Consider the following 18938-nt stretch of genomic DNA (forward strand, 5'->3'; position numbering starts at 1 on the left):
CATCTATCAGACGGGCGCAACCCCCACCGACAGTCCCGCCAGTCCCACCCCTTTCCGGGCAACCTCGTACATGTACTTCACACGAGTGGAACCCGGGGAGCCACGCATCATTCGGCCGGGGGCCCGGGGGTTGACCCCCGGGAAAGCACAGCCAGACGGGCGCAACCCCCACCGACAGCCCCGCCGGTCCCACCCCTTTCCGGGCAACCTCGTACATGTACTTCACACGAGTGGAACCCGGGGAGCCACGCATCGTTCGGCCGGGGGTCCGGGGGTTGACCCCCGGGAAAGCACAGCCAGACGGGCGCAACCCCCACCGACAGCCCCGCCGGTCCCACCCCTTTCCGGGCAACGCCGCGCACCGTACACACACGTTCCGAAAAAAATTCTCCGGACCCGCGTAATGCTCGCGCCCCGCTCCTCTCTCCACGTGTACGGGCCCACCCGCAGGGCCCCGTACACCTGCCCGAGAGAGGAACCGGACAACATGCACTACACCGTGGTGGAGCGCGAGCTGGAGCTCAGACTGATCCTGTCGCCGGAGCGGAGCATTCCGGTGCCGGCCCGGCTGGGCTACCGCACCGACGACCCGTACGCCGTCCTTGTCACCTTCCACATCAACTCCGAGAACCCCGTGTACTGGACGTTCTCCCGCGACCTCCTGGTGGAGGGCGTGTTCCGGGCCTGCGGGCACGGGGACGTTCGGGTGTGGCCGACCAAGTCGGAGGGGCGCAGCGTCGTTCTGATGGCGCTGAGTTCACCCGACGGCGACGCCCTGCTGGAGGCGCCGGCCGCCCAGGTGTCGGCCTGGCTGGAGCGGACGCTGCGGGTGGTGCCCCCGGGGACTGAGGGCGAGCAGCTGGGGATCGACGCCGCGCTCGACCAGTTGCTCGCCCAGTGACGGAGTCCGGCCGTCAGAAGAGTTTGCCCGGGTTCAGGATGCCCAGCGGGTCGAAGACCTGCTTGACCGCCCGCTGCATCTCCACCCCCACCGGGCCGATCTCGCGCGCCAGCCACTCCTTCTTCAGGACGCCCACGCCGTGCTCGCCGGTGATCGTGCCGCCGAGTTCCAGGCCAAGGGCCATGATCTCGTCGAAGGACTCGCGGGCGCGCCTGGACTCGTCGGGGTCGGCGGCGTCGAAGCAGACCGTCGGATGGGTGTTGCCGTCGCCGGCGTGCGCGACGACCCCGATGGTGAGCTGGTACTTCTCGGCGATCCGCTCGGTGCCTTCGAGCATCTCGCCCAGCCGGGACCGGGGCACGCACACGTCGTCGATCATCGTCGTGCCGCTGACGGCTTCGAGCGCGGTGAGCGACAACCGCCGCGCCTGGAGCAGCAGTTCGGACTCGGCGAAGTCGTCGGCAGGGACGACCTGGGTGGCGCCCGCCGCCTCGCACAGCGCGCCGACGGCGGCGAGGTCGGCGGCGGGGTCCGGGGTGTCGAAGGCCGCGAGGAGCAGGGCCTCCGTGGTCTCCGGGAGGCCCATGTGCGCGAGGTCGTTGACCGCCTTGACCGTCGTACGGTCCATCAGTTCGAGCAGCGACGGAACGTGGCCGCCCTCCATGATCCGGCACACCGCGTCGCAGGCGGCGGCGCCCGACGCGAACTCGGCGGCCAGCACCAGCTGCTGCGGCGGCTGCGGCCTGAGGGCCAGGATCGCCTTGACGACGATGCCGAGCGAGCCCTCGGAGCCGACGAAGAGCCGGGTCAGGTCGTAGCCGGCGACGCCCTTGGCCGTACGGCGGCCGGTGGACATGAGCCGTCCGTCGGCCAGCACCACCTCCAGGCCGAGCACGTACTCGGCCGTGACCCCGTACTTCACACAGCACAGACCGCCCGAGGCCGTGCCGATGTTGCCGCCGATCGTGCACATCTCCCAGCTGGACGGGTCCGGCGGGTAGTACAGGCCGTGTTCGCCGACCGCGCGGGAGAGGGCCGCGTTGATGACGCCCGGTTCCACCACGGCGATGCGGTCGACGGGACTGATCTCCAGGATGCGGTCCATCTTGATCAGGGACAGCACGATGCAGCCGTCGGAGGCGTTGGCGCCGCCCGACAGGCCCGTGCGGGCGCCCTGCGGGACGACCGGGACGCGCAGTTCGGTGGCGATGCGCATGACGTGCTGGACCTCTTCGACCGTGCGGGGCAGCACGACCACCGCGGGGGTGCCGGCCGGGCAGAAGCTCGCCATGTCGTTGGCGTAGGAGGCCGTGACGTCCGGGTCGGTCAGGACGGCCTCGGCGGGCAGACCGCCCAGCAGACGGTCGACGAGGTTGCCTGTCACTTCGTCGCGAGGCGCTTCGATACGGCTCATGATCACAGCGTCGCACCCGGGGCCATCGGTGTGAACCCCGTCTACGGCACCGGACGTATGCCGGGATGTGCTCGTCGTATTGACGCACAGTGATCGCCATGGAGAAGCAAGCGGAGGGCCGCCGCCCGCGTCCGGTCCGGCGGGTGCTGATCGCCGCCGTGGCGGGGTGTGCCGTGCTCGGCGGGGCGCTGGCACTGTGGCCCTGGGAGCGGGCGGCCGCGCCCCGGCCGGTGGCGCCCGCTCCGGCGCCGGGCGCGCAGGCGCTGACGGCGGTGACCTCCGGGGTGCCGGCCGCGTTGCCGGACCTGGCCATGCTGATCGCGGGACGCGAGGCCCGGGTGCGGGCGCATCCCGAGGACGCGCAGTCGTGGGCGGTGCTCGGGACGGCCTATGTGGAGCAGGGTCGGCGCACCGCGGACGCGTCGAACTATCCGCGGGCCGAGAGGGCGCTGCGGACCTCGCTGAAGGTCCGGGAGAAGGGGAACACGGCGGCTCGGGACGGCATGGCGGCGCTGGCGAACGCCCGCCGGGACTTCCGGTCGGCGCGGGCCTGGGGCGAGGCGGCGCTGAAGCTCGAGCCGAAGCGGTGGACGACGTATCCGCTGCTGATCGACGCCTACACCGGGCTCGGCGACTACAAGGCGGCCAAGAAGACCCTGGACCGGCTGCTGGAGCTGCACCCCGGGGCGGCCGCCGTGCGGGCGCGGGCCGCGGCCCTCTACCGCGACCGGGGCTGGCGGGAGGACGCAGCGGCCGCCCTGTCGGACGCTGCGGCGGCCGCGGGCACACCGGCCGAGCAGGCGGCATGGCTGGAGCGGTCCGGGCAGTTGGCGTTCGAGCGCGGGGACCTGGCGGAGGCGCTGCGGCACTTCCAGGCGGCGGTGCGGCTCGACCCCGACCAGCGGGCCGCGCAGGCCGGGCAGGGCAGGACACTGGCGGCACTGGGCCGTACCACGGAGGCGCTGAACGCGTACCGGGTGGCGCTCGACAAGCAGCCGTGCCCCCAGTACGCCCTGGAGCTGGGCGAGTTGTACGAGTCGCTGGGCATGGCGGATGCCGCCCGCGCGGAGTACGACGTGCTGGGCACCCGGGTGCAGGACGAGGTGGCGGGCGGTGTGGACGACGACCTGGTGCGCGGTGTGTTCGAGGCGGACCACGGGGATGCGCAGACGGCCGTGCGGCTGCTGCGCGCCGAGTGGCGGCGGCAGCCCGGGACCGAGGTGGCGGACGCGCTGGGGTGGGCACTGCACATGGCCGGGGACGACAAGGGGGCGCTGAAGTTCGCCATGGCGGCGACGGACAGGGCGCACGGGGGCGCCGTGCGCAGCGCGCTGTACGCGTACCACCGGGGCATGATCGAGCAGGAGCTGGACCTGGTCTGGCCCGCGCGGCGGCATCTGCAGGAGGCGTTGCGGATCAATCCGTCCTTCTCGCCGCTACGGGTGCCGCTGGCGAAGCAGGCGCTGGCGGCACTGGGCGACCCGCCGGACGAGCCGGTGCCGACGGGCAGTCCGAGCGCCGAGGAGGACTAGGGCATCCGGAACCGCCGGAAGGTCAGACGGCCGCCGTTCCGATCAGTGCGTTGCGGGTGACCAGGGCCGCGAGCTCGTCCTCGCCCAGTTCGTCCGTGCCGTAGGGGCGGCGCGGGAGGACCATGTAGCGGGTCTCGGCGCTGGAGTCCCAGACCGTGATCTCCGTGCCGGCGGGCAGCTCCAGGCCGAACTCCGCCAGTACAGCGCGGGGTTCGCGGACCACGCGGGAGCGGTAGGCCTCGGACTTGTACCAGCTCGGGGACGGGCCGAGCAGGCGCAGCGGGTAGCAGGAGCAGAGGGTGCAGACGATGACGTTGTGGGTGGTGGCGGTGTTCTCGACGACCCGCAGGCGCTGGTACGAGCCCTCCATGTAGCCGAGTTCTCGGACCGCCGCGGTGCCGTCCGCCAGGAGCCGCGCCCTGAAGTCGGCGTCGGTCCAGGCGCGGGCGACGACCCGCGCGCCGTTCGCGGGCGAGGCGCCGGTGAGGGACGCGTCGATGATCTCGTCCAGCCGGGCGCCCGAGACGATCCCCTTCTCCTCCAGCAGGGTCTCCAGGCGCCGTACCCGCTGCGCGATCGTCGCGTCGGAGTGGTCACCGCTCATCGGGCCGCACCTTCTTCGTCCGCTTCCAAGTAGCTTTCCCACAGGTCCAGTACGACGTGGTGGTCGCCCTCGCCCCACAGGTCACGGGCCGCGAACCGGACGGCGTAGACCTGCTCGACGGGCGCGTCCCCGCGACCCTGCGCGCTGACGTCGGCCAGTTCCGCCCGCCCCTCCGGCTCGACCACGATGCCGCGCTTGCCGCGGGCGTACCGCGGCAGGCGGGTGTGGTGCGGCGGGTCGTGGTGGAAGGTGCGGACGGCCGTGCCCGGCGGGAAACGGTCGCCGTCAGCCATCGAGCCCGTCCAGCTCACCCGGCTTGATCACGCCCTTGCGTTCCAGCAGGGTGCGGATCGCCTCGAACCAGCGCTCGTAGTACGACGCGGCCAGGTACTCCCTGGGCGGCATCGACTCGATGGCGTCCCGGAACTCGTTCGTGTTGAAGATCCCCTGCGCGCGCAGGGCCCCGAGGAGCCCGACGACCCGGGCCTCCCAGTCCGCGTGGAAGGGCTCGGCGTCGTCGGTGATGTCGACGGCGCCGAAGCCCTCCGTGCCTCCGACGTCGTTGATCCTGGCCATGCGGCCAGACTACTCAGAGGTTGCCGCGCTTCTCCTGCTCCCGCTCGATCGCCTCGAACAGGGCCTTGAAGTTGCCCTTGCCGAAGCCCATCGAGCCGTGCCGCTCGATGATCTCGAAGAAGACGGTCGGACGGTCCTGGACCGGCTTGGTGAAGATCTGCAGCAGATAGCCGTCCTCGTCGCGGTCGGCAAGGATCTTCAGCTCGCGCAGCGTGTCGATCGGCACGCGGGTGTCGCCGACCCACTCGCCGAGGGTGTCGTAGTACGAGTCCGGGGTGTTCAGGAACTCCACGCCCGCCGCGCGCATGGTGCGGACCGTCTGCACGATGTCGTTCGTGTTGAGCGCGATGTGCTGGACGCCCGCGCCGCCGTAGAACTCCAGGTACTCGTCGATCTGGGACTTCTTCTTGGCGATGGCGGGCTCGTTGATCGGGAACTTGACCTTGAGGGTGCCGTCGGCGACGACCTTCGACATCAGCGCGCTGTACTCGGTGGCGATGTCGTCGCCCACGAACTCCTTCATGTTCGTGAAGCCCATGACCTTGTTGTAGAAGCCGACCCACTCGTTCATCCTGCCGAGCTCGACGTTGCCCACGCAGTGGTCGATGGCCTGGAAGGTGCGCTGGGCGGGCGGTTCGACCATGGGGGCGGCGGCGACGAAGCCGGGGAGGTAGGGCCCGTCGTAGCCGGAGCGGTCGACGAGGGTGTGGCGGGTCTCGCCGTAGGTGGCGATCGCGGCGAGGACGACCGTGCCGTGCTCGTCCTTCAGCTCGTACGGCTCCGCGACGCTCTTCGCCCCGTGCTCGATCGCGTAGGCGTACGCGCGGCGGGCGTCCGGGACCTCGATGGCGAGGTCGACGACCCCGTCGCCGTGCTCGGCCACATGCCGGGCGAGGAAGTGGCCCCAGGTGGTGGCGGGCTTGATGACGGAGGTGAGGACGAAGCGGGCGGATCCGTTCTCCAGGACGTAGCTGGCGGTCTCGCGGCTGCCGTTCTCCGGTCCGGAGTACGCGACCAGCTTCATGCCGAAGGCGGTGGAGTAGTAGTGCGCCGCCTGCTTGGCGTTGCCCACGGCGAAGACGACCGCGTCCATTCCCTTGACCGGGAAGGGGTCGGCCTGCCGGGCGGTGTCGGGAGTGTGGTGTGTGGTCTGCGTCATAGCGGCAGCCTCATCCCCATGCGGCAAGGTGCGCAATAGTTTCTTTTTCTGCTGGGCAATGTGTTCAGTCAGTGGCCGGGATTTCCCGGTCTTCTGTACAGGATGACCACCACACCAGGGAGGCGGCTGTGGCGATCGACCGTCTGGACGGCCGGATCATCGTGCTGCTGGCGCGGGAGCCGCGGATCGGGGTCCTCGAGATGTCCCGGCGGCTCGGGGTGGCGCGCGGGACGGTGCAGGCGCGGCTGGACCGGCTTCAGTCGAATGGCGTCATCCGCGGGTTCGGACCGCAGGTGGACCCGGCGGCCCTCGGGTACCCCGTCACCGCCTTCGCCACCCTGCAGATCCGGCAGGGCCAAGGGGCCGACGTCCGCGCGCACTTGGCGACCGTGCCGGAGGTGCTCGAACTGCACACCACCACCGGCAGCGGGGACATGCTGTGCCGGCTGGTGGCCCGCTCCAACGCCGATCTCCAGCGGGTCATCGACCTGGTTGTCGGTTTTGATGGCATTGTCCGGGCCGCCACCGCCATCGTGATGGAGAACCCGGTTCCGCTGCGGATCATCCCGCTGGTGGAACAGGCGGCCCAGGACGTCGAGAGGACCTAGCCGACGGCCGGGGGTGAGCGCGGGTGAGCTTCTGGGAGTACTTGGGCAACCGGCACCAGCAGCTGCTCACCGACGCCTACCAGCACGCCAGTGCAGTGTTCCAGTGCATGGTCGTGGCGACCGTGATCGGCGTACTGATCGGCATCGTCACCTATCGCAGCACCTGGGCCGGGAGCCTCGCCACCACGAGCACCTCGACCATCCTGACCATTCCCTCGCTCGCCATGATCGGTCTGCTCATCCCGATCGTGGGCCTGGGCGTGCCGCCCACGGTGATCGCGCTGACGCTGTACGGGCTGCTGCCGATCGTGCGGAACTCGATCGTGGGCCTGCGCGGGGTCGACCCGTCGCTCGTGGACGCGGCGCGGGGCATCGGGATGTCCCGGCTGATGCGGCTGGTGCGGGTCGAGCTGCCGCTGGCCTGGCCGCCGATCCTGACCGGCATCCGGGTCTCGACGCAGATGCTGATGGGCATCGCCGCGATCGCCGCCTACGCCTCCGGGCCGGGCCTCGGCAACGAGATCTTCCGCGGTATCGGCTCGCTGGGCAGCAAGAACGCGCTCAACCAGGTCCTCGCGGGCACCCTCGGGATCATCGTCCTCGCACTGCTGTTCGACGCCGCGTACGTCCTGATCGGAAGGCTGACCATCTCCAGGGGAATCCGTGCCTGAGGCCACCCATGGGGCGACGATCGAGCTGGAGAACCTCTCCAAGCGTTATCCGGGCAATCCCAGCCCCGCCGTCGACAACGTCAACATGGAGATCAGGGCGGGCGAGCTCGTCGTCTTCGTCGGCCCGTCCGGATGCGGAAAGTCGACCACGCTCAAGATGATCAACAGGTTGATCGAGCCGACCGGGGGTCGCATCCGGATCAATGGTGAGGACGTGACCGACATTGATCCGGTCAAGCTGCGCCGCAAGGTGGGCTATGCCATCCAGTCGGCCGGCCTGTTCCCGCACATGACGGTCGCCCAGAACATCGCCCTAGTACCGAAGATGATCGGCTGGCCCAAGGCGCGGATCCGGTCGCGGGTGGAGGAGCTGCTCGATCTGGTCGGCCTCGACCCGGTCGAGTTCCGCGCCCGCTATCCGCGGCAGCTGTCGGGCGGGCAGCAGCAACGTGTCGGCGTGGCACGGGCGTTGGCGGCCGATCCGCCGGTCCTGCTGATGGACGAGCCGTTCGGCGCGGTCGACCCGATCACCCGCGACCACCTCCAGGACGAGCTGATCAGGCTGCAGTACGAACTGCACAAGACGATCGTGTTCGTGACGCACGACTTCGACGAGGCGATCAAGCTCGGCGACCGCATCGCCGTGCTGCGCGAACGCTCCCACATCGCGCAGTTCGACACCCCGGAGGCGATCCTCACCAACCCGGCGGACGACTTCGTGTCCGGGTTCGTGGGCGCGGGGGCCGCCCTGAAGCGGCTGAACCTGACGCGCGTGAGGGACGTCGAGATCACCGACTACCCGACCGTCACCCTCGACGACCCGCTCCAGGAGATCTTCAACCGGCTGCGCGGCAGCAGGACCGACGAGATCCTGCTGCTCGACAAGCGCGGCCGCCCCTACAAGTGGCTCAGGCGCGGCGACCTCATGCGTGCGCGGGGCTCGCTCGCCCGGGCGGGCACGCTGGTGAACGACACGGTGACCAGGGACGCCACGCTCCGGGACGCCCTGGAGGCGGTCCTCACCGACAACGCCGGGCGGGTCGCGGTGACCGGGCGGCGCGGCGAGTACGAGGGCGTCGTCGACGTGGAGACGCTCATGAACTCCGTGCACGAGCTGATGGAGGCGGACCGGCTGGAGGCACTGGAGGCCCAGCACGAGCTGGAGGAGTTGCGGGCCGCCCAGACACACGCCGAGCAGGAGGGCCCCGGCGGGGTGACGAAGGCATGATCGCCCCCGACGAGCTGGAGGAACCCGGGCCGGCCGAACAGGAGGCCCTGCAGGAGGCCGAGGCACCGCCGCCGGCGCCGAGCCCCCTGAAGCCACGCATCACCTGGCAGAAGCTGACGTTCCTGCCCGCCGTGATCGTCGCCCTTCTGCTCGCGACCTGGCTGTGGTTCCAGCAGGCCGACCTCGACTCGATCTCCGAGAACGCGCTCTCGGGCGGTGCGGTCTCCAAGGCCCTCTGGCAGCACATCCAACTGACCGTGATCTCCACGTTCTTCGTCCTGGTCATCGCGATCCCGTTGGGGATCCTGCTGACTCGCAAGGCTTTCCGGAAGGCCACCCCGGTGGCGATGACGATCGCCAACATGGGCCAGGCGACCCCGGCGATCGGCCTGCTGGCGCTGCTGGTCATCTGGCTCGGCACAGGAATGAAGTCGGCCCTGATCGGCATCACGATCTACGCCGTCCTGCCGGTGCTGTCGAACACCATCGCAGGTCTGAAGGCCAACGACCCGACGTTGCTGGAGGCGGCACGCGGCATCGGCATGTCCCCCGTGGGGGTGCTGTCGCGCGTGGAGTTGCCGCTCGCCGTCCCGTTGATCCTCGCGGGAGTCCGTACCGCACTGGTCCTCAACGTCGGTACCGCGACCTTGGCGACCTTCGGCGGAGGCGGGGGCCTCGGCGTGCTGATCCAGACCGGCATCACGACCCAGCGGATGCCGGTGCTGGTGCTGGGCTCGATCCTCACGGTCTCCCTGGCACTGCTGGTGGACTGGCTCGCCTCGCTGGCGGAACTCCTGCTCAGGCCGCGCGGGCTGGAGGCGGGGACATGAGAGGGCGTACGTGCCTGCTGCTGGCCGGGGCCCTGGTGACCGCCTCCGGCTGCGGCCTGCAGAGCGGCTCCCCCATGGTCGACGCCGTGCAGCCCGGCTCCATCGGCCATGGCAAGCCGCTCGACGGCGCCCATCTGACCGTCACGTCCAAGTCGTTCACCGAGCAGCTCATTCTCGGCGCCATGATGGGCATCGCCTTCCAGGCGGCCGGCGCGGACGTCCTGGACCGCACCGGTATCCAGGGCTCGATCGGCGCACGCGAGGCGGTCAAGACCGGCGACGTGGACGCCATGTACGAGTACACGGGCACCGCCTGGATCACGTACCAGGGCAACAGCGAGCCGATCCCCGACCCGCAGAAACAGTGGCAGGCGGTGCGCGACGCGGACCTGAAGCACGGCCTGACCTGGCTGCCGCCCTCACGGCTCAACAACACCTATGCGCTGGCCATGAACCAGGCGAACTTCAAGAAGTACGGCACGCGGACGCTGTCCGAGGTGGCCGCGCTGGCGAAGAAGGACCCGGGCGCGGTGACCCTGTGCGTGGAGAGCGAGTTCGCCAACCGGGCGGACGGGCTGCCGGGCATGGAGAAGGCGTACGGGATGAGCGTGCCCGCGCAGAACGTCACCCAGATGGACACCGGGATCATCTACACCCAGGTGAAGAAGGGGAGCTGCACCTACGGCGAGGTGTTCACCACCGACGGCCGCATCAGGTCCATGAACCTGGCGGTGATGGAGGACGACAAGAAGTTCTTCCCCAACTACAACGTGGCACCGGAGATCAACACCGAGACCCTGAAGAAGTGGCCGGCGATCGCCGAGGTCCTGGACCCGGTGACGAAGAAGCTGAACAACGACGTGGCGCAGTCACTGAACGCGAAGGTGGACGTGGACGGGGAGGACCCGCATCAGGTGGCACTGGAGTGGATGAAGGCGGAGGGTTTCGTGAAGTAGGTCGACTCTGCGCATCATCGATCCATCCGACCGCATCGTGATGCGGTCGACCCACCAGCGGCTGCCTGCGCCGGCAGCACCCCCTGGAGGACACCGCCTGAATCAGCAGCTGGGGACGGACCCCTTGCCCGTTTCCAGCGCCAGCAGTGCGTTCACCGCGCCCTTCAGCGTGGTCACCGGGACCAGCCGCAGGCCCTTGGGCAGCTCCGACTTGGCGTCGGAGCACTCCGCCTTCGGCACCAGGAAGACGGTCGCGCCGTCCCGGCGCGCGGCCTGCGTCTTGAGGGCCACGCCTCCCACGGCGCCGACCGTCCCGTCGCCGTCGATGGTCCCCGTACCTGCGATGGTGCGGCCGCCCGTGAGGTCGCCGCCGCTGCCGTTCCCGTCCAGCTTGTCGATGATGCCGAGGGTGAACAGCAGCCCGGCGCTGGGGCCGCCGACGTCGGCGAGCTTCAGCGTGACCTTGACCTTCTTGTCGCTGAGGTGCAGGTAGTCCAGGGCGGCCCGGGTCGCCGCGTTCTGGGACTGCTTCATCTGCGCGCTGTTGTGCTGCTCGATCTCCTTGGTGGACTGCCCGCTCGGGTACACCGAGTCGTGCGGCATGACGGCCCGGTCCGTGGCGAACCAGGCACTGATCACATCGCCCAGCGAGACATGCGCGTCCGGGTTGGTCGCCTCGATCGTCGTCATCCGCAGCTGCCCGCTCGTGTGCCGGGTCTTCGCCCCGGAGATCGTGATCACCGGGGTGCCCTTGTTGTCCCCGAGCACGTTCGCCGTCAGCCCGGGCTGCGCCAGCGAGAACGGCAGCGGCGCGAAGACCGCGGTGGCGATCAGCGCCACGACGGGCAGCGCACAGACGGCGAGGGCCTGGGGGCGTGTGAGGCGAGAGAGCACGGGATCAATCTAACGTGACGGTCACTTCCGGCCAGGTGTCGGTCGGCTCACGTACAGGTCTCGCTTCTCCCTGGTGAACCGCCTCAGTGCGTCCGGCAGCGGTTCGACGCCGATCCCGGGCGCGGTGGGGACGGGCAGGTGGCCGTCCTTGAGGACGAACGGCTCGGTGATGTCCTCGGCGAAGTAGCGGCTGGAGGCGGAGGTGTCCCCGGGGAGGGTGAAGCCCGGCAGGGCGGCCAGGGCGAGGTTGGGGGCGCGGCCGACTCCCGTCTCCAGCATGCCGCCGCACCACACGGGCACCCCGTGGGCGTGCGCCACGTCGTGGATGCGGCGGGCCTCCAGATAGCCGCCCACGCGCGCGGGCTTCACATTGACGACCCGGCAGGCCTCCATCGCGATGGCGGAGGCGGTGTCACGGGCGTTGTGCAGGGACTCGTCGAGACAGACGGGCGTCTGCAGACGCCGCTGGAGCTGGGCATGGGCGTACAGGTTGTTCTCGTCCAGCGGCTCCTCGATCAGCAGCAGCCCGAAGGAGTCCAGGCGCCGCAGATGCTCGGCGTCGGCGAGGGTGTACGCCGTGTTGGCGTCGACCTGGAGGGGCAGCGCGTCGCCGAAGCGCTCGCGGACCGCCCGGACCGGCTCCACGTCCCAGCCAGGCTCGATCTTCAGCTTGATGCGGACATAGCCCTCGGCGAGATAGCGCTCGACGTCGTCCAGCAGTTCGGGGACGGAGTCCTTGATGCCGACGGACACCCCCGCGGGGACCCGCTCGCGCACCGCGCCCAGATAGGTGGCGAGCGGCATGCCGTACGAGCGCAGCTCCGCGTCCAGGACCGCCGTCTCCAGCGCCGCCTTCGCCAGCTCATGGCCCTTGGTCTTCGCCATGGCCGGGGCGAGCGCGGCCGCGGTGAGCTGCGGAAGGGCCGCAATGCGCGGCAGCAGGAAGTCCCGCAGCACGATCTCCGCACCGGCCACGAACTCCGAGCAGTACCGCGGCTCGGGGTCGGCGGCGAACTCCGACCAGCCCTCCGCCTCGTCGGTCATGACATGGAGCAGGAAGGTGTCCTTCGTCGTCATCGTTCCGAAGGACGTACGGAACGGGGTGACCAGCGGGATCTCCACATGGACGATCTCCACACGCTCCAGCTTCATGCCGTTGCCTCTCTCGAAAGGGTGTACCAGCCGTCACGGGACATCCCCGTCGCCCTGAACCCCTGCGCGAAGGCCTCCGTGAACACCTCACGGACGGCATACCGCCAGCGCAGGGCGAGCTCCGGGTCGGCGGCGCGGAGCCGGACGATGTCGTCCGGTACCCGGCACCAGATGTGCCGGCCGGCCGGGTCCCGGCGGGCGAGCGTCGCGCCGTCGGGGGCGGTGTGGGTGCCGGGGGCGGTGTCCCGGTCCCTGGTCTCGTACGTGGGGGTCGGCGCCGCCAGCTCCCAGGTCACCGTCAGCCGGTCGCTCTCGTCGCCGTCGTTCACGCCGTCCGACATGGGGCCGTAGAAGTCGACGAGGTACTCGGTGCCGGTGGCGCCCAGCTTGGCCAGGTTGAAGCGGGCGTTGCGGCCGACCAGCGGGTCGAAGGTCCAGCGCATGGTGCGGGCGCCGAGGCCGAGGGCCCAGGCGCGCTGGGCCTGCTTCACGGTGTACCCGAGCCCCCGGTCGGCGGCGGCGACCAGGGAGTACGCGTCCCCCTGCGGCCCGAACACCGCGACCGACGCTCCCGCGAGCCGCGTTCCGTCGTACGCGGCGTGCACGGCGCCGCCCGCGTGGGCGAGGCTGTGCAGCACCTCGGCCGGGTACGGCGGGGCGCTGCGCGGGGTCTGCCAGACCTCGCTGAAGTAGTCGGCGACGGCGGCTAGACCGGCGACGTCGTGGACGGTGCGGATGCTCACTCCGGGCGGGCTGTCGAGGGTCATGGGTCGAGTTTCGAGGGGAGGCGACCGCTCCGGGTTGTGCGTCTGCACAACGGATGCGTACGTTCGTTTGGGAATCGGCCAATCGCGGCCGTTCGACCACAGCCCCCGCACTGAGGAGCCCTCCATGGACGCCTGCACCCTCGGCGACCTCCTGGACGTCATCGGCGGCCCCGCACTGCGCCTGCACACGGCCCCCGACGGACTCGCCGCCCAGGTGACCGAGGTCCTGCTGTACGACGCCCACGCCCCGCTGCCGCATGTGCCGGGCGCGCTGCTGCTGGCCGTGGGCGTGCGGGCGGCGGCGGCCGGTCCCCTCGTCCGGGTGGCCGCGGAGGCCGGGATGACCGGGCTCGTCGTACGCGGCCCGGACGGGCCGGTCGGCGAGGCCGAGGCACACGGCCTCGCGCTGCTGTCGGTCGACGAGGACGCGGCCTGGCACCACGTCCACCTGCTGCTGTCCTCGGCGATCGCGGCCCGGCCCGCACCGTCGGTGAACGGGCTCGGGGACCTGTTCGCGCTCGCGGACGCGGTCGCCGCGGCGACCGGCGGGGCGACGGCCGTGGAGGACCCGCGCCAGCGGATCCTCGCCTACTCCACCGTGCCGGGCCAGCCGGTCGACGAGGACCGGCGGCAGAGCATCCTCGGCCTGCAGGTGCCGGCCAGCACACCCAACAGCGAGCAGTACCGGGTGCTGTTCGCTTCTCCCGGGCCGGTACGGATGCCCGCACTCCGGGACGGCGACCTGCCGCGTCTCGCGGTCGCCGTCCGCGCGGGCGGCGAGACGCTCGGCTCGGTCTGGGTGGTCGACGACGGCACGCTCGCACCCGACGCCGAGGAAACCCTGACGCAGGGCGCGTCCACGGCGGCCCTGCTCCTGCTGCGGGCCCGAGCGGCCCAGGAGCTGGCCCGCCACCAGAACAGCGACCTGCTGCGCCGGCTGCTCGACGGCACCGCGGACCCGTCGACCGCCTTCGACCGCCTGGGACTCGAGGGCGCGGTCCGGGTGGCCGCCTTCGTACTGGACGCCGCGAGCCTCCCGGACGCCGAGCAGACCGCCCTGCGCCTGCTGGACGTCGTACGGCTGCAGTGCGAGGCCCGTTACGGGCGGCACGCGTGCGTGCTGGTCGACGGGGTGGTGTACGCGGTCCTTCCCGGGCCGGGCGCGCGGCACAAGCGGCTGGCCGAGGACATCGTGGCGCGGGCCGGGCAGGCGCTGCGGGTGCCCGTGCGGGCGGCGCTGGGCGAGGTGGTGGCGGGGCCGGCGGAGGTCGTGGGGTCGCGGGAGGACGCCGAGCTGGTGCTGCGGGTGCTCGGACCTGAGCTGCCGGTGGCGACGGTGGACGAGGTGCGCCCGCGGGTGACGCTGCTGCGGCTCGCGGAAGTGCTGGGCGAGCGGCGGGAGCTGAGCGCGGGGGCGTGGCGGCGGGTGCTGGCGTACGACGAGCAGCACGGCACCGACTATGCGCGCACCCTGGTCAGCTGGTTCGACGCGGGCTGCGACATGGCGGGCGCGGCGAAGCTGCTCGCCGTGCACCCGAACACCTGCCGCTACCGCTTGAAGCAGGCACAGCAGCACGTCGGGATCGACCTCGACGACCCCGACGAACGGCTGGTGCTGTGGCTTCAGTTGAGGACACTGGCAGGGCTCAAAGGGATCACAGGGCTCAAAGGGACTGAAGGAGCCATTTCCTGAGGTGCTCCTCGCAGGAGCGCAGGTGCTCGACCGGTACGTACTCCCCCGCCGTGTGCGCCAGTGTCGGGTCTCCGGGGCCGTAGTTGAGGGCGGGTGTGCCGAGCGCGGCGAACCGGGCCACGTCCGTCCAGCCGAGCTTGGGGCGGGGCGGGGCGCCGAGAGCGGACACGAGGCCGTCGAGGCGGTCCAGCCCCGGGAGGGCGCCGGGCACCACTTCGGTGACACGGACCTCGTACTCGGGGAAGAGCCCGCGCACGTACTCCTCCGCCTCCTGCGGCGAACGGCTGGGCGCGAAGCGGGAGTTGACGGTGATCACGCACTCGTCCGGTACGACGTTCCCGGCGACCCCGGCGCGTACCGCGACCGCGCTCAGGCCCTCCCGGTACTCCAGCCCGTCGATCACGACGCGCTCGGGCGTGTGGTCGTGGAGCCGCTGGAGGACCGGGGCGGCGAGGTGCGCGGCGTTGACGCCCATCCAGGAGCGGGCGGTGTGGGCGCGGGAGCCGTGCACCACGATGTCGGCGGTGAGAGTGCCCTGGCAGCCGGCCTCGACGCCCGCGTCGGAGGGTTCCATGAGGATCGCCAGGTCCGCTCGAAGGAGCTCGGGCCGCTCGGCGGCGATCCGGTGCAGCCCGTTGCGGTCGCCCTCGACCTCCTCGCACTCGTAGAAGACGTACGTGAGGTCGCGGGTGGGGGCCGGGACGGTGGCCGCGAGGCGGAGGGCGACGGCGACGCCGCCCTTCATGTCGCAGGCACCGAGGCCGTGGACGCGGTCTTGGTGGAGCCGTGAAGGGAGGTTCCCGGCGGCCGGGACGGTGTCCAAGTGCCCGGCGAGCACAGCTCGTTGAGGTCGGCCGAGGTCGGTACGTGCGAGGACCGAGTTGCCGATCCGCTCGACGGTGAGATGGGGAAGGGCCCGCAGGGCGGCCTCGACGGCATCCGCGATCCGGCCCTCCTGCCCGCTCTCGGAGGGCATGTCCACCAGGGCGCGGGTGAGGGCGACGACATCGGCGGTGAGGTCGAGCGGGACTGTCTGCCGCCCGACCTCGGCTTGAATGCTGACTGCGTCCACTGGTCGCCCTCTCCGCTGTTCCACTGCCTGGCCCCTGATGATGCGGCCGGACGGGCGGACAGCGGCGAGAGGATCGGCCAGAGGTGAGGGGAGCGTTTTGGCGCATCGGCCAAACCCTCCCGCGGCTCAGCGAAGGGCTTCGGCCACCTCCCGGGCCGCATCGACCACCCGCGGCCCGACCCGCTCCGGGACCGCGTCGGCCAGCATCACCACGCCGACGCTGCCCTCGACCCCGGTGACCCCGAGGAGCGGCGCCGCGGCCCCACTGGCCCCCGCCTCCAACTCCCCATGAGTCAGGGTGTACCCGCACTCCCCCGCAGGCTTGGCCCGCGCGGCAAGGATCGCCTTGCCCGCGGCGCCCCGGTCCAAGGGGTGCCTGAACCCGGCCCGGTACGCCACGTGATAGTCCGTCCACGTCGGTTCGACGACGGCCACGGCCAGCGCGTCCGCCCCGTCCACCAGCGTCAGATGGGCCGTCGCGCCTATGTCCTCGGCCAGCGACCGGAGCGCCGGCAGCGCGGCCTCCCGCACCAGCGGATGCACCTGTCGGCCGAGCCTGAGCACCCCCAGCCCGACCCGGGCGCGGCCACCCAGGTCACGCCGTACGAGCGCATGCTGTTCCAGCGTGGCGAGCAACCGGTACACCACGGTCCGGTTGACGCCCAGTTTGTTGGATAGCTCGGTGACGGTCAGCCCGTGGTCCGTATCGGCCAGCAGCTTGAGGACTCGCAGTCCTCGGTCGAGCGTCTGAGAGGTCTCCGCGGTCACGACGCCCACTCCTCCAAGTGGTGAGGTCGGCGACCTCCGAGCGGCAGTGCGTCACCGAGTCCCGTCGGTGACGCGCAACAGAGGCCGCCGATCGGCCGGCGGCCCGGCCGCTGCCGGGCCGCGTCGCTTCACGGCTGCGCTCCGCGGCGGCGCTGCCACGGGGCGTGTGCGTAGCCGGACAGTAGCGAAGGGGGTTCGCTGAGCGGAAGTCTCCGTCCAGAATCCGGGCACACACGGGGAGGGAGTACCTGTGTATGTCCCGATACGTACGGCGCAACGGCTTCGGCCCGCAACGGCCGTTCACCGCATGCGCGTGGCCCACTCCTGCACCTTGGCGATGCGCTGCCGCAGCTGTCCAGCCGTGGCCTCGGCGCTCGGCGGGCCGCCGCAGGTGCGGCGCAGCTCGGTGTGGATGACGCCGTGGGGCTTGCCGCTCTGGTGGACGTAGGCGCTGACCATGGTGTTGAGCTGCTTGCGCAGCTCCATCATCTCCTTGTGCGAGACGACGGGCCGGCGCTCGGCGGGCAGCTCCAGCAGGTCCGCCTCGGCGTCCGGCTTCTTGCGGCTGTGCGCGATCTGCCGGGCCTGCCGCTTCTGGAGCAGGAGCTGCACCTGATCGGGTTCCAGGAGCCCCGGGATGCCGAGGTAGTCCTGCTCCTCCTCGCTTCCCGGGTGGGCCTGCATGCCGAACTCGGCACCGTCGTAGAGCACCCGGTCGAAGACGGCGTCGGACTCCAGCGCCTCGAAGGAGAACTCCTCCTGCTCACCGGTGTCCTCGTCCTGCTCCTTGTTCGCCTCCTCCATCTCCTTCTCGGATTCGGCGTACGGGTCCTCCTCGCCCTCCTTCTTGGGCTTGTCGAGGGCGTGGTCCCGCTCGACCTCCATCTCGTTGGCGAAGGTGAGGAGGTCGGGGACGGTGGGGAGGAAGACGGAGGCGGTCTCGCCGCGCCGCCGCGAACGCACGAAGCGGCCGACGGCCTGGGCGAAGAAGAGGGGAGTGGAGATGGTGGTGGCGTACACGCCGACCGCGAGGCGTGGCACGTCGACGCCCTCCGACACCATCCTGACGGCGACCATCCAGCGGTCGTTGCTCTCGCTGAACTCGTCGATCCGCTTCGAGGCGCCTGCGTCGTCGGAGAGGACGAGGGTCGCCTTGTTGCCGGTGATCTCGCGGATCAGCTTGGCGTAGGCCCGCGCGGAGTCCTGGTCGGAGGCGATGACCAGGGCACCCGCGTCCGGGATGGCCTTACGGACCTCGGTCAGCCGCTGGTCGGCGGCGCGCAGCACGCTGGGCATCCACTCGCCGCGCGGATCGAGGGCGGTGCGCCAGGCCTGGCTGATCGCGTCCTTGGTCATGGGCTCGCCGAGCCGGGCGGCGATCTCGTCACCGGCCTTCGTGCGCCAGCGCATGTTGCCGCTGTAGGAGAGGAAGATGACGGGCCGCACGACGTGGTCGGCGAGCGCGTTCCCGTAGCCGTAGGTGTAGTCGGCGGCGGACCGCCGGATCCCGTCGTTGCCCTCCTCGTACGTCACGAAGGGGATGGGGTTGGTGTCGGAGCGGAACGGCGTACCGGTGAGAGCGAGGCGCCGGGTGGCCGGCTCGAAGGCCTCGAGACAGGCCTCGCCCCAGGACTTGGAGTCACCGGCGTGGTGGATCTCGTCGAGGATGACCAGCGTCTTGCGCTGCTCCACCCGATTCCGGTGCAGCATGGGCCGCACGCCGACACCGGCGTACGTGACGGCCACGCCCTGGTAGTCCTTGCCGAGCGGGCCCGCGCTGTACTCGGGGTCCAGCTTGATGCCTATGCGCGCGGCCGCTTCCGCCCACTGCTTCTTCAGATGCTCGGTCGGCGCGACCACGGTCACCTGCTGCACGACGTGATGGTGCAGCAGCCAGGAGGCGAGCGTCAGCGCGAAGGTCGTCTTGCCGGCGCCGGGGGTGGCCACGGCGAGGAAGTCGCGGGGCTGCTCCTGGACATACTTCTCCATCGCCGCCTGCTGCCAGGCACGCAGCTTGCTGGCGGTGCCCCAGGGGGCACGGCCGGGGAAGGCGGGAGAGAGATGGTGGGAGTGCGAGGCAGAGCTGGCGGCGGTGGTAGTCACGGTCTCCGTG

19 protein-coding genes are annotated in these 18938 nt (G+C 70.9%); 8 read left to right on the forward strand and 11 right to left on the reverse strand.

Annotated features, from left to right (window positions below; all coding sequences use genetic code 11):
* Positions 1–487: 487 nt before the first annotated feature.
* Positions 488–901: an SsgA family sporulation/cell division regulator gene (locus ACFY1E_RS04560; protein ID WP_389071291.1), complete on the forward strand. Its 414-nt coding sequence runs from the start codon at positions 488–490 to the stop codon at positions 899–901.
* Between the two features lie 13 nt (positions 902–914).
* Here the strand turns inward: ACFY1E_RS04560 and ACFY1E_RS04565 are convergent, their stop codons facing one another.
* A complete protein-coding gene (locus ACFY1E_RS04565) occupies positions 915–2321 on the reverse strand; it encodes an FAD-binding oxidoreductase (RefSeq protein WP_389071293.1) in 1407 nt (468 codons plus the stop codon).
* A 92-nt stretch (positions 2322–2413) separates the two neighbouring features.
* Between ACFY1E_RS04565 and ACFY1E_RS04570 the strand changes: the two genes are divergently transcribed.
* Positions 2414–3847, forward strand: a complete 1434-nt coding sequence (locus ACFY1E_RS04570) for a tetratricopeptide repeat protein (protein ID WP_389071296.1) — start codon at positions 2414–2416, stop codon at positions 3845–3847.
* Between the two features lie 22 nt (positions 3848–3869).
* Here ACFY1E_RS04570 and nthA read toward each other — a convergent pair whose 3' ends face one another.
* From nthA to hppD, 4 genes are read right to left on the reverse strand one after another with little or no spacing between them, the layout of a single operon-like run.
* Positions 3870–4451: a nitrile hydratase subunit alpha gene (gene nthA / locus ACFY1E_RS04575; protein WP_389071298.1), complete on the reverse strand. Its 582-nt coding sequence runs from the start codon at positions 4449–4451 to the stop codon at positions 3870–3872.
* Positions 4448–4744, reverse strand: a complete 297-nt coding sequence (locus ACFY1E_RS04580) for an SH3-like domain-containing protein (protein WP_115907904.1) — start codon at positions 4742–4744, stop codon at positions 4448–4450. Before ACFY1E_RS04580 ends, nthA begins: the two co-directional genes overlap by 4 nt.
* Positions 4737–5027: a hypothetical protein gene (locus ACFY1E_RS04585; protein WP_389071301.1), complete on the reverse strand. Its 291-nt coding sequence runs from the start codon at positions 5025–5027 to the stop codon at positions 4737–4739. The genes ACFY1E_RS04580 and ACFY1E_RS04585 overlap by 8 nt, the downstream gene beginning before the upstream one ends.
* A gap of 13 nt (positions 5028–5040) precedes the next feature.
* Positions 5041–6186, reverse strand: coding sequence for a 4-hydroxyphenylpyruvate dioxygenase (gene hppD / locus ACFY1E_RS04590; RefSeq protein ID WP_389071304.1), 1146 nt, complete (start codon positions 6184–6186; stop codon positions 5041–5043).
* Between the two features lie 128 nt (positions 6187–6314).
* On the opposite strand from hppD, the gene ACFY1E_RS04595 reads away from it, so the two are divergent.
* The 5 genes from ACFY1E_RS04595 to ACFY1E_RS04615 are packed head-to-tail and all read left to right on the forward strand — an operon-like array spanning position 6315 to position 10479.
* Positions 6315–6794, forward strand: a complete 480-nt coding sequence (locus ACFY1E_RS04595; protein WP_389071306.1) for an Lrp/AsnC family transcriptional regulator — start codon at positions 6315–6317, stop codon at positions 6792–6794.
* A gap of 23 nt (positions 6795–6817) precedes the next feature.
* On the forward strand, positions 6818–7465 hold the full coding sequence (locus tag ACFY1E_RS04600; RefSeq protein ID WP_389071309.1) for an ABC transporter permease: 648 nt from the start codon (positions 6818–6820) through the stop codon (positions 7463–7465).
* The gene (locus ACFY1E_RS04605) at positions 7458–8693 is read left to right on the forward strand and encodes a betaine/proline/choline family ABC transporter ATP-binding protein (protein WP_389071311.1); all 1236 of its coding nucleotides are present in this window, start codon (positions 7458–7460) and stop codon (positions 8691–8693) included. The genes ACFY1E_RS04600 and ACFY1E_RS04605 overlap by 8 nt, the downstream gene beginning before the upstream one ends.
* The gene (locus ACFY1E_RS04610) at positions 8690–9523 is read left to right on the forward strand and encodes an ABC transporter permease (RefSeq protein ID WP_389071314.1); all 834 of its coding nucleotides are present in this window, start codon (positions 8690–8692) and stop codon (positions 9521–9523) included. Before ACFY1E_RS04605 ends, ACFY1E_RS04610 begins: the two co-directional genes overlap by 4 nt.
* Entirely contained in the window at positions 9520–10479 is a 960-nt protein-coding gene (locus ACFY1E_RS04615; protein ID WP_389071316.1) for a glycine betaine ABC transporter substrate-binding protein, read from the forward strand. Before ACFY1E_RS04610 ends, ACFY1E_RS04615 begins: the two co-directional genes overlap by 4 nt.
* A 102-nt stretch (positions 10480–10581) precedes the next feature.
* On the opposite strand, the gene ACFY1E_RS04620 is transcribed toward ACFY1E_RS04615, so the two are convergent.
* The 3 genes from ACFY1E_RS04620 to ACFY1E_RS04630 are packed head-to-tail and all read right to left on the reverse strand — an operon-like array spanning position 10582 to position 13292.
* Complete coding sequence (locus tag ACFY1E_RS04620) at positions 10582–11373, reverse strand: PDZ domain-containing protein (protein WP_389071318.1); 792 nt, start codon at positions 11371–11373, stop codon at positions 10582–10584.
* A 21-nt stretch (positions 11374–11394) separates the two neighbouring features.
* Positions 11395–12525, reverse strand: coding sequence for an o-succinylbenzoate synthase (gene menC / locus ACFY1E_RS04625; RefSeq protein ID WP_389071321.1), 1131 nt, complete (start codon positions 12523–12525; stop codon positions 11395–11397).
* Positions 12522–13292, reverse strand: coding sequence for a chorismate synthase (locus tag ACFY1E_RS04630; RefSeq protein WP_389071324.1), 771 nt, complete (start codon positions 13290–13292; stop codon positions 12522–12524). Before ACFY1E_RS04630 ends, menC begins: the two co-directional genes overlap by 4 nt.
* Positions 13293–13416: 124 nt before the next feature.
* Here ACFY1E_RS04630 and ACFY1E_RS04635 point away from each other — a divergent pair, with 124 nt between their 5' ends.
* Positions 13417–14985, forward strand: a complete 1569-nt coding sequence (locus ACFY1E_RS04635; RefSeq protein ID WP_389071326.1) for a PucR family transcriptional regulator — start codon at positions 13417–13419, stop codon at positions 14983–14985.
* Here ACFY1E_RS04635 and dapE read toward each other — a convergent pair.
* The 3 genes from dapE to ACFY1E_RS04650 all read right to left on the reverse strand — a co-directional run bounded on the left by dapE (position 14957) and on the right by ACFY1E_RS04650 (position 18928).
* Complete coding sequence (gene dapE, locus ACFY1E_RS04640; protein WP_389071644.1) at positions 14957–15961, reverse strand: succinyl-diaminopimelate desuccinylase; 1005 nt, start codon at positions 15959–15961, stop codon at positions 14957–14959. The genes ACFY1E_RS04635 and dapE overlap by 29 nt on opposite strands.
* Positions 15962–16183: 222 nt before the next feature.
* Positions 16184–16825, reverse strand: coding sequence for a helix-turn-helix domain-containing protein (locus ACFY1E_RS04645; RefSeq protein ID WP_344402896.1), 642 nt, complete (start codon positions 16823–16825; stop codon positions 16184–16186).
* Between the two features lie 300 nt (positions 16826–17125).
* The gene (locus tag ACFY1E_RS04650; RefSeq protein WP_389071330.1) at positions 17126–18928 is read right to left on the reverse strand and encodes a DEAD/DEAH box helicase; all 1803 of its coding nucleotides are present in this window, start codon (positions 18926–18928) and stop codon (positions 17126–17128) included.
* Positions 18929–18938 lie beyond the last annotated feature (10 nt).

This window comes from Streptomyces sp. NPDC001604, from assembly GCF_042893475.1.
GTDB lineage: Bacteria > Actinomycetota > Actinomycetes > Streptomycetales > Streptomycetaceae > Streptomyces.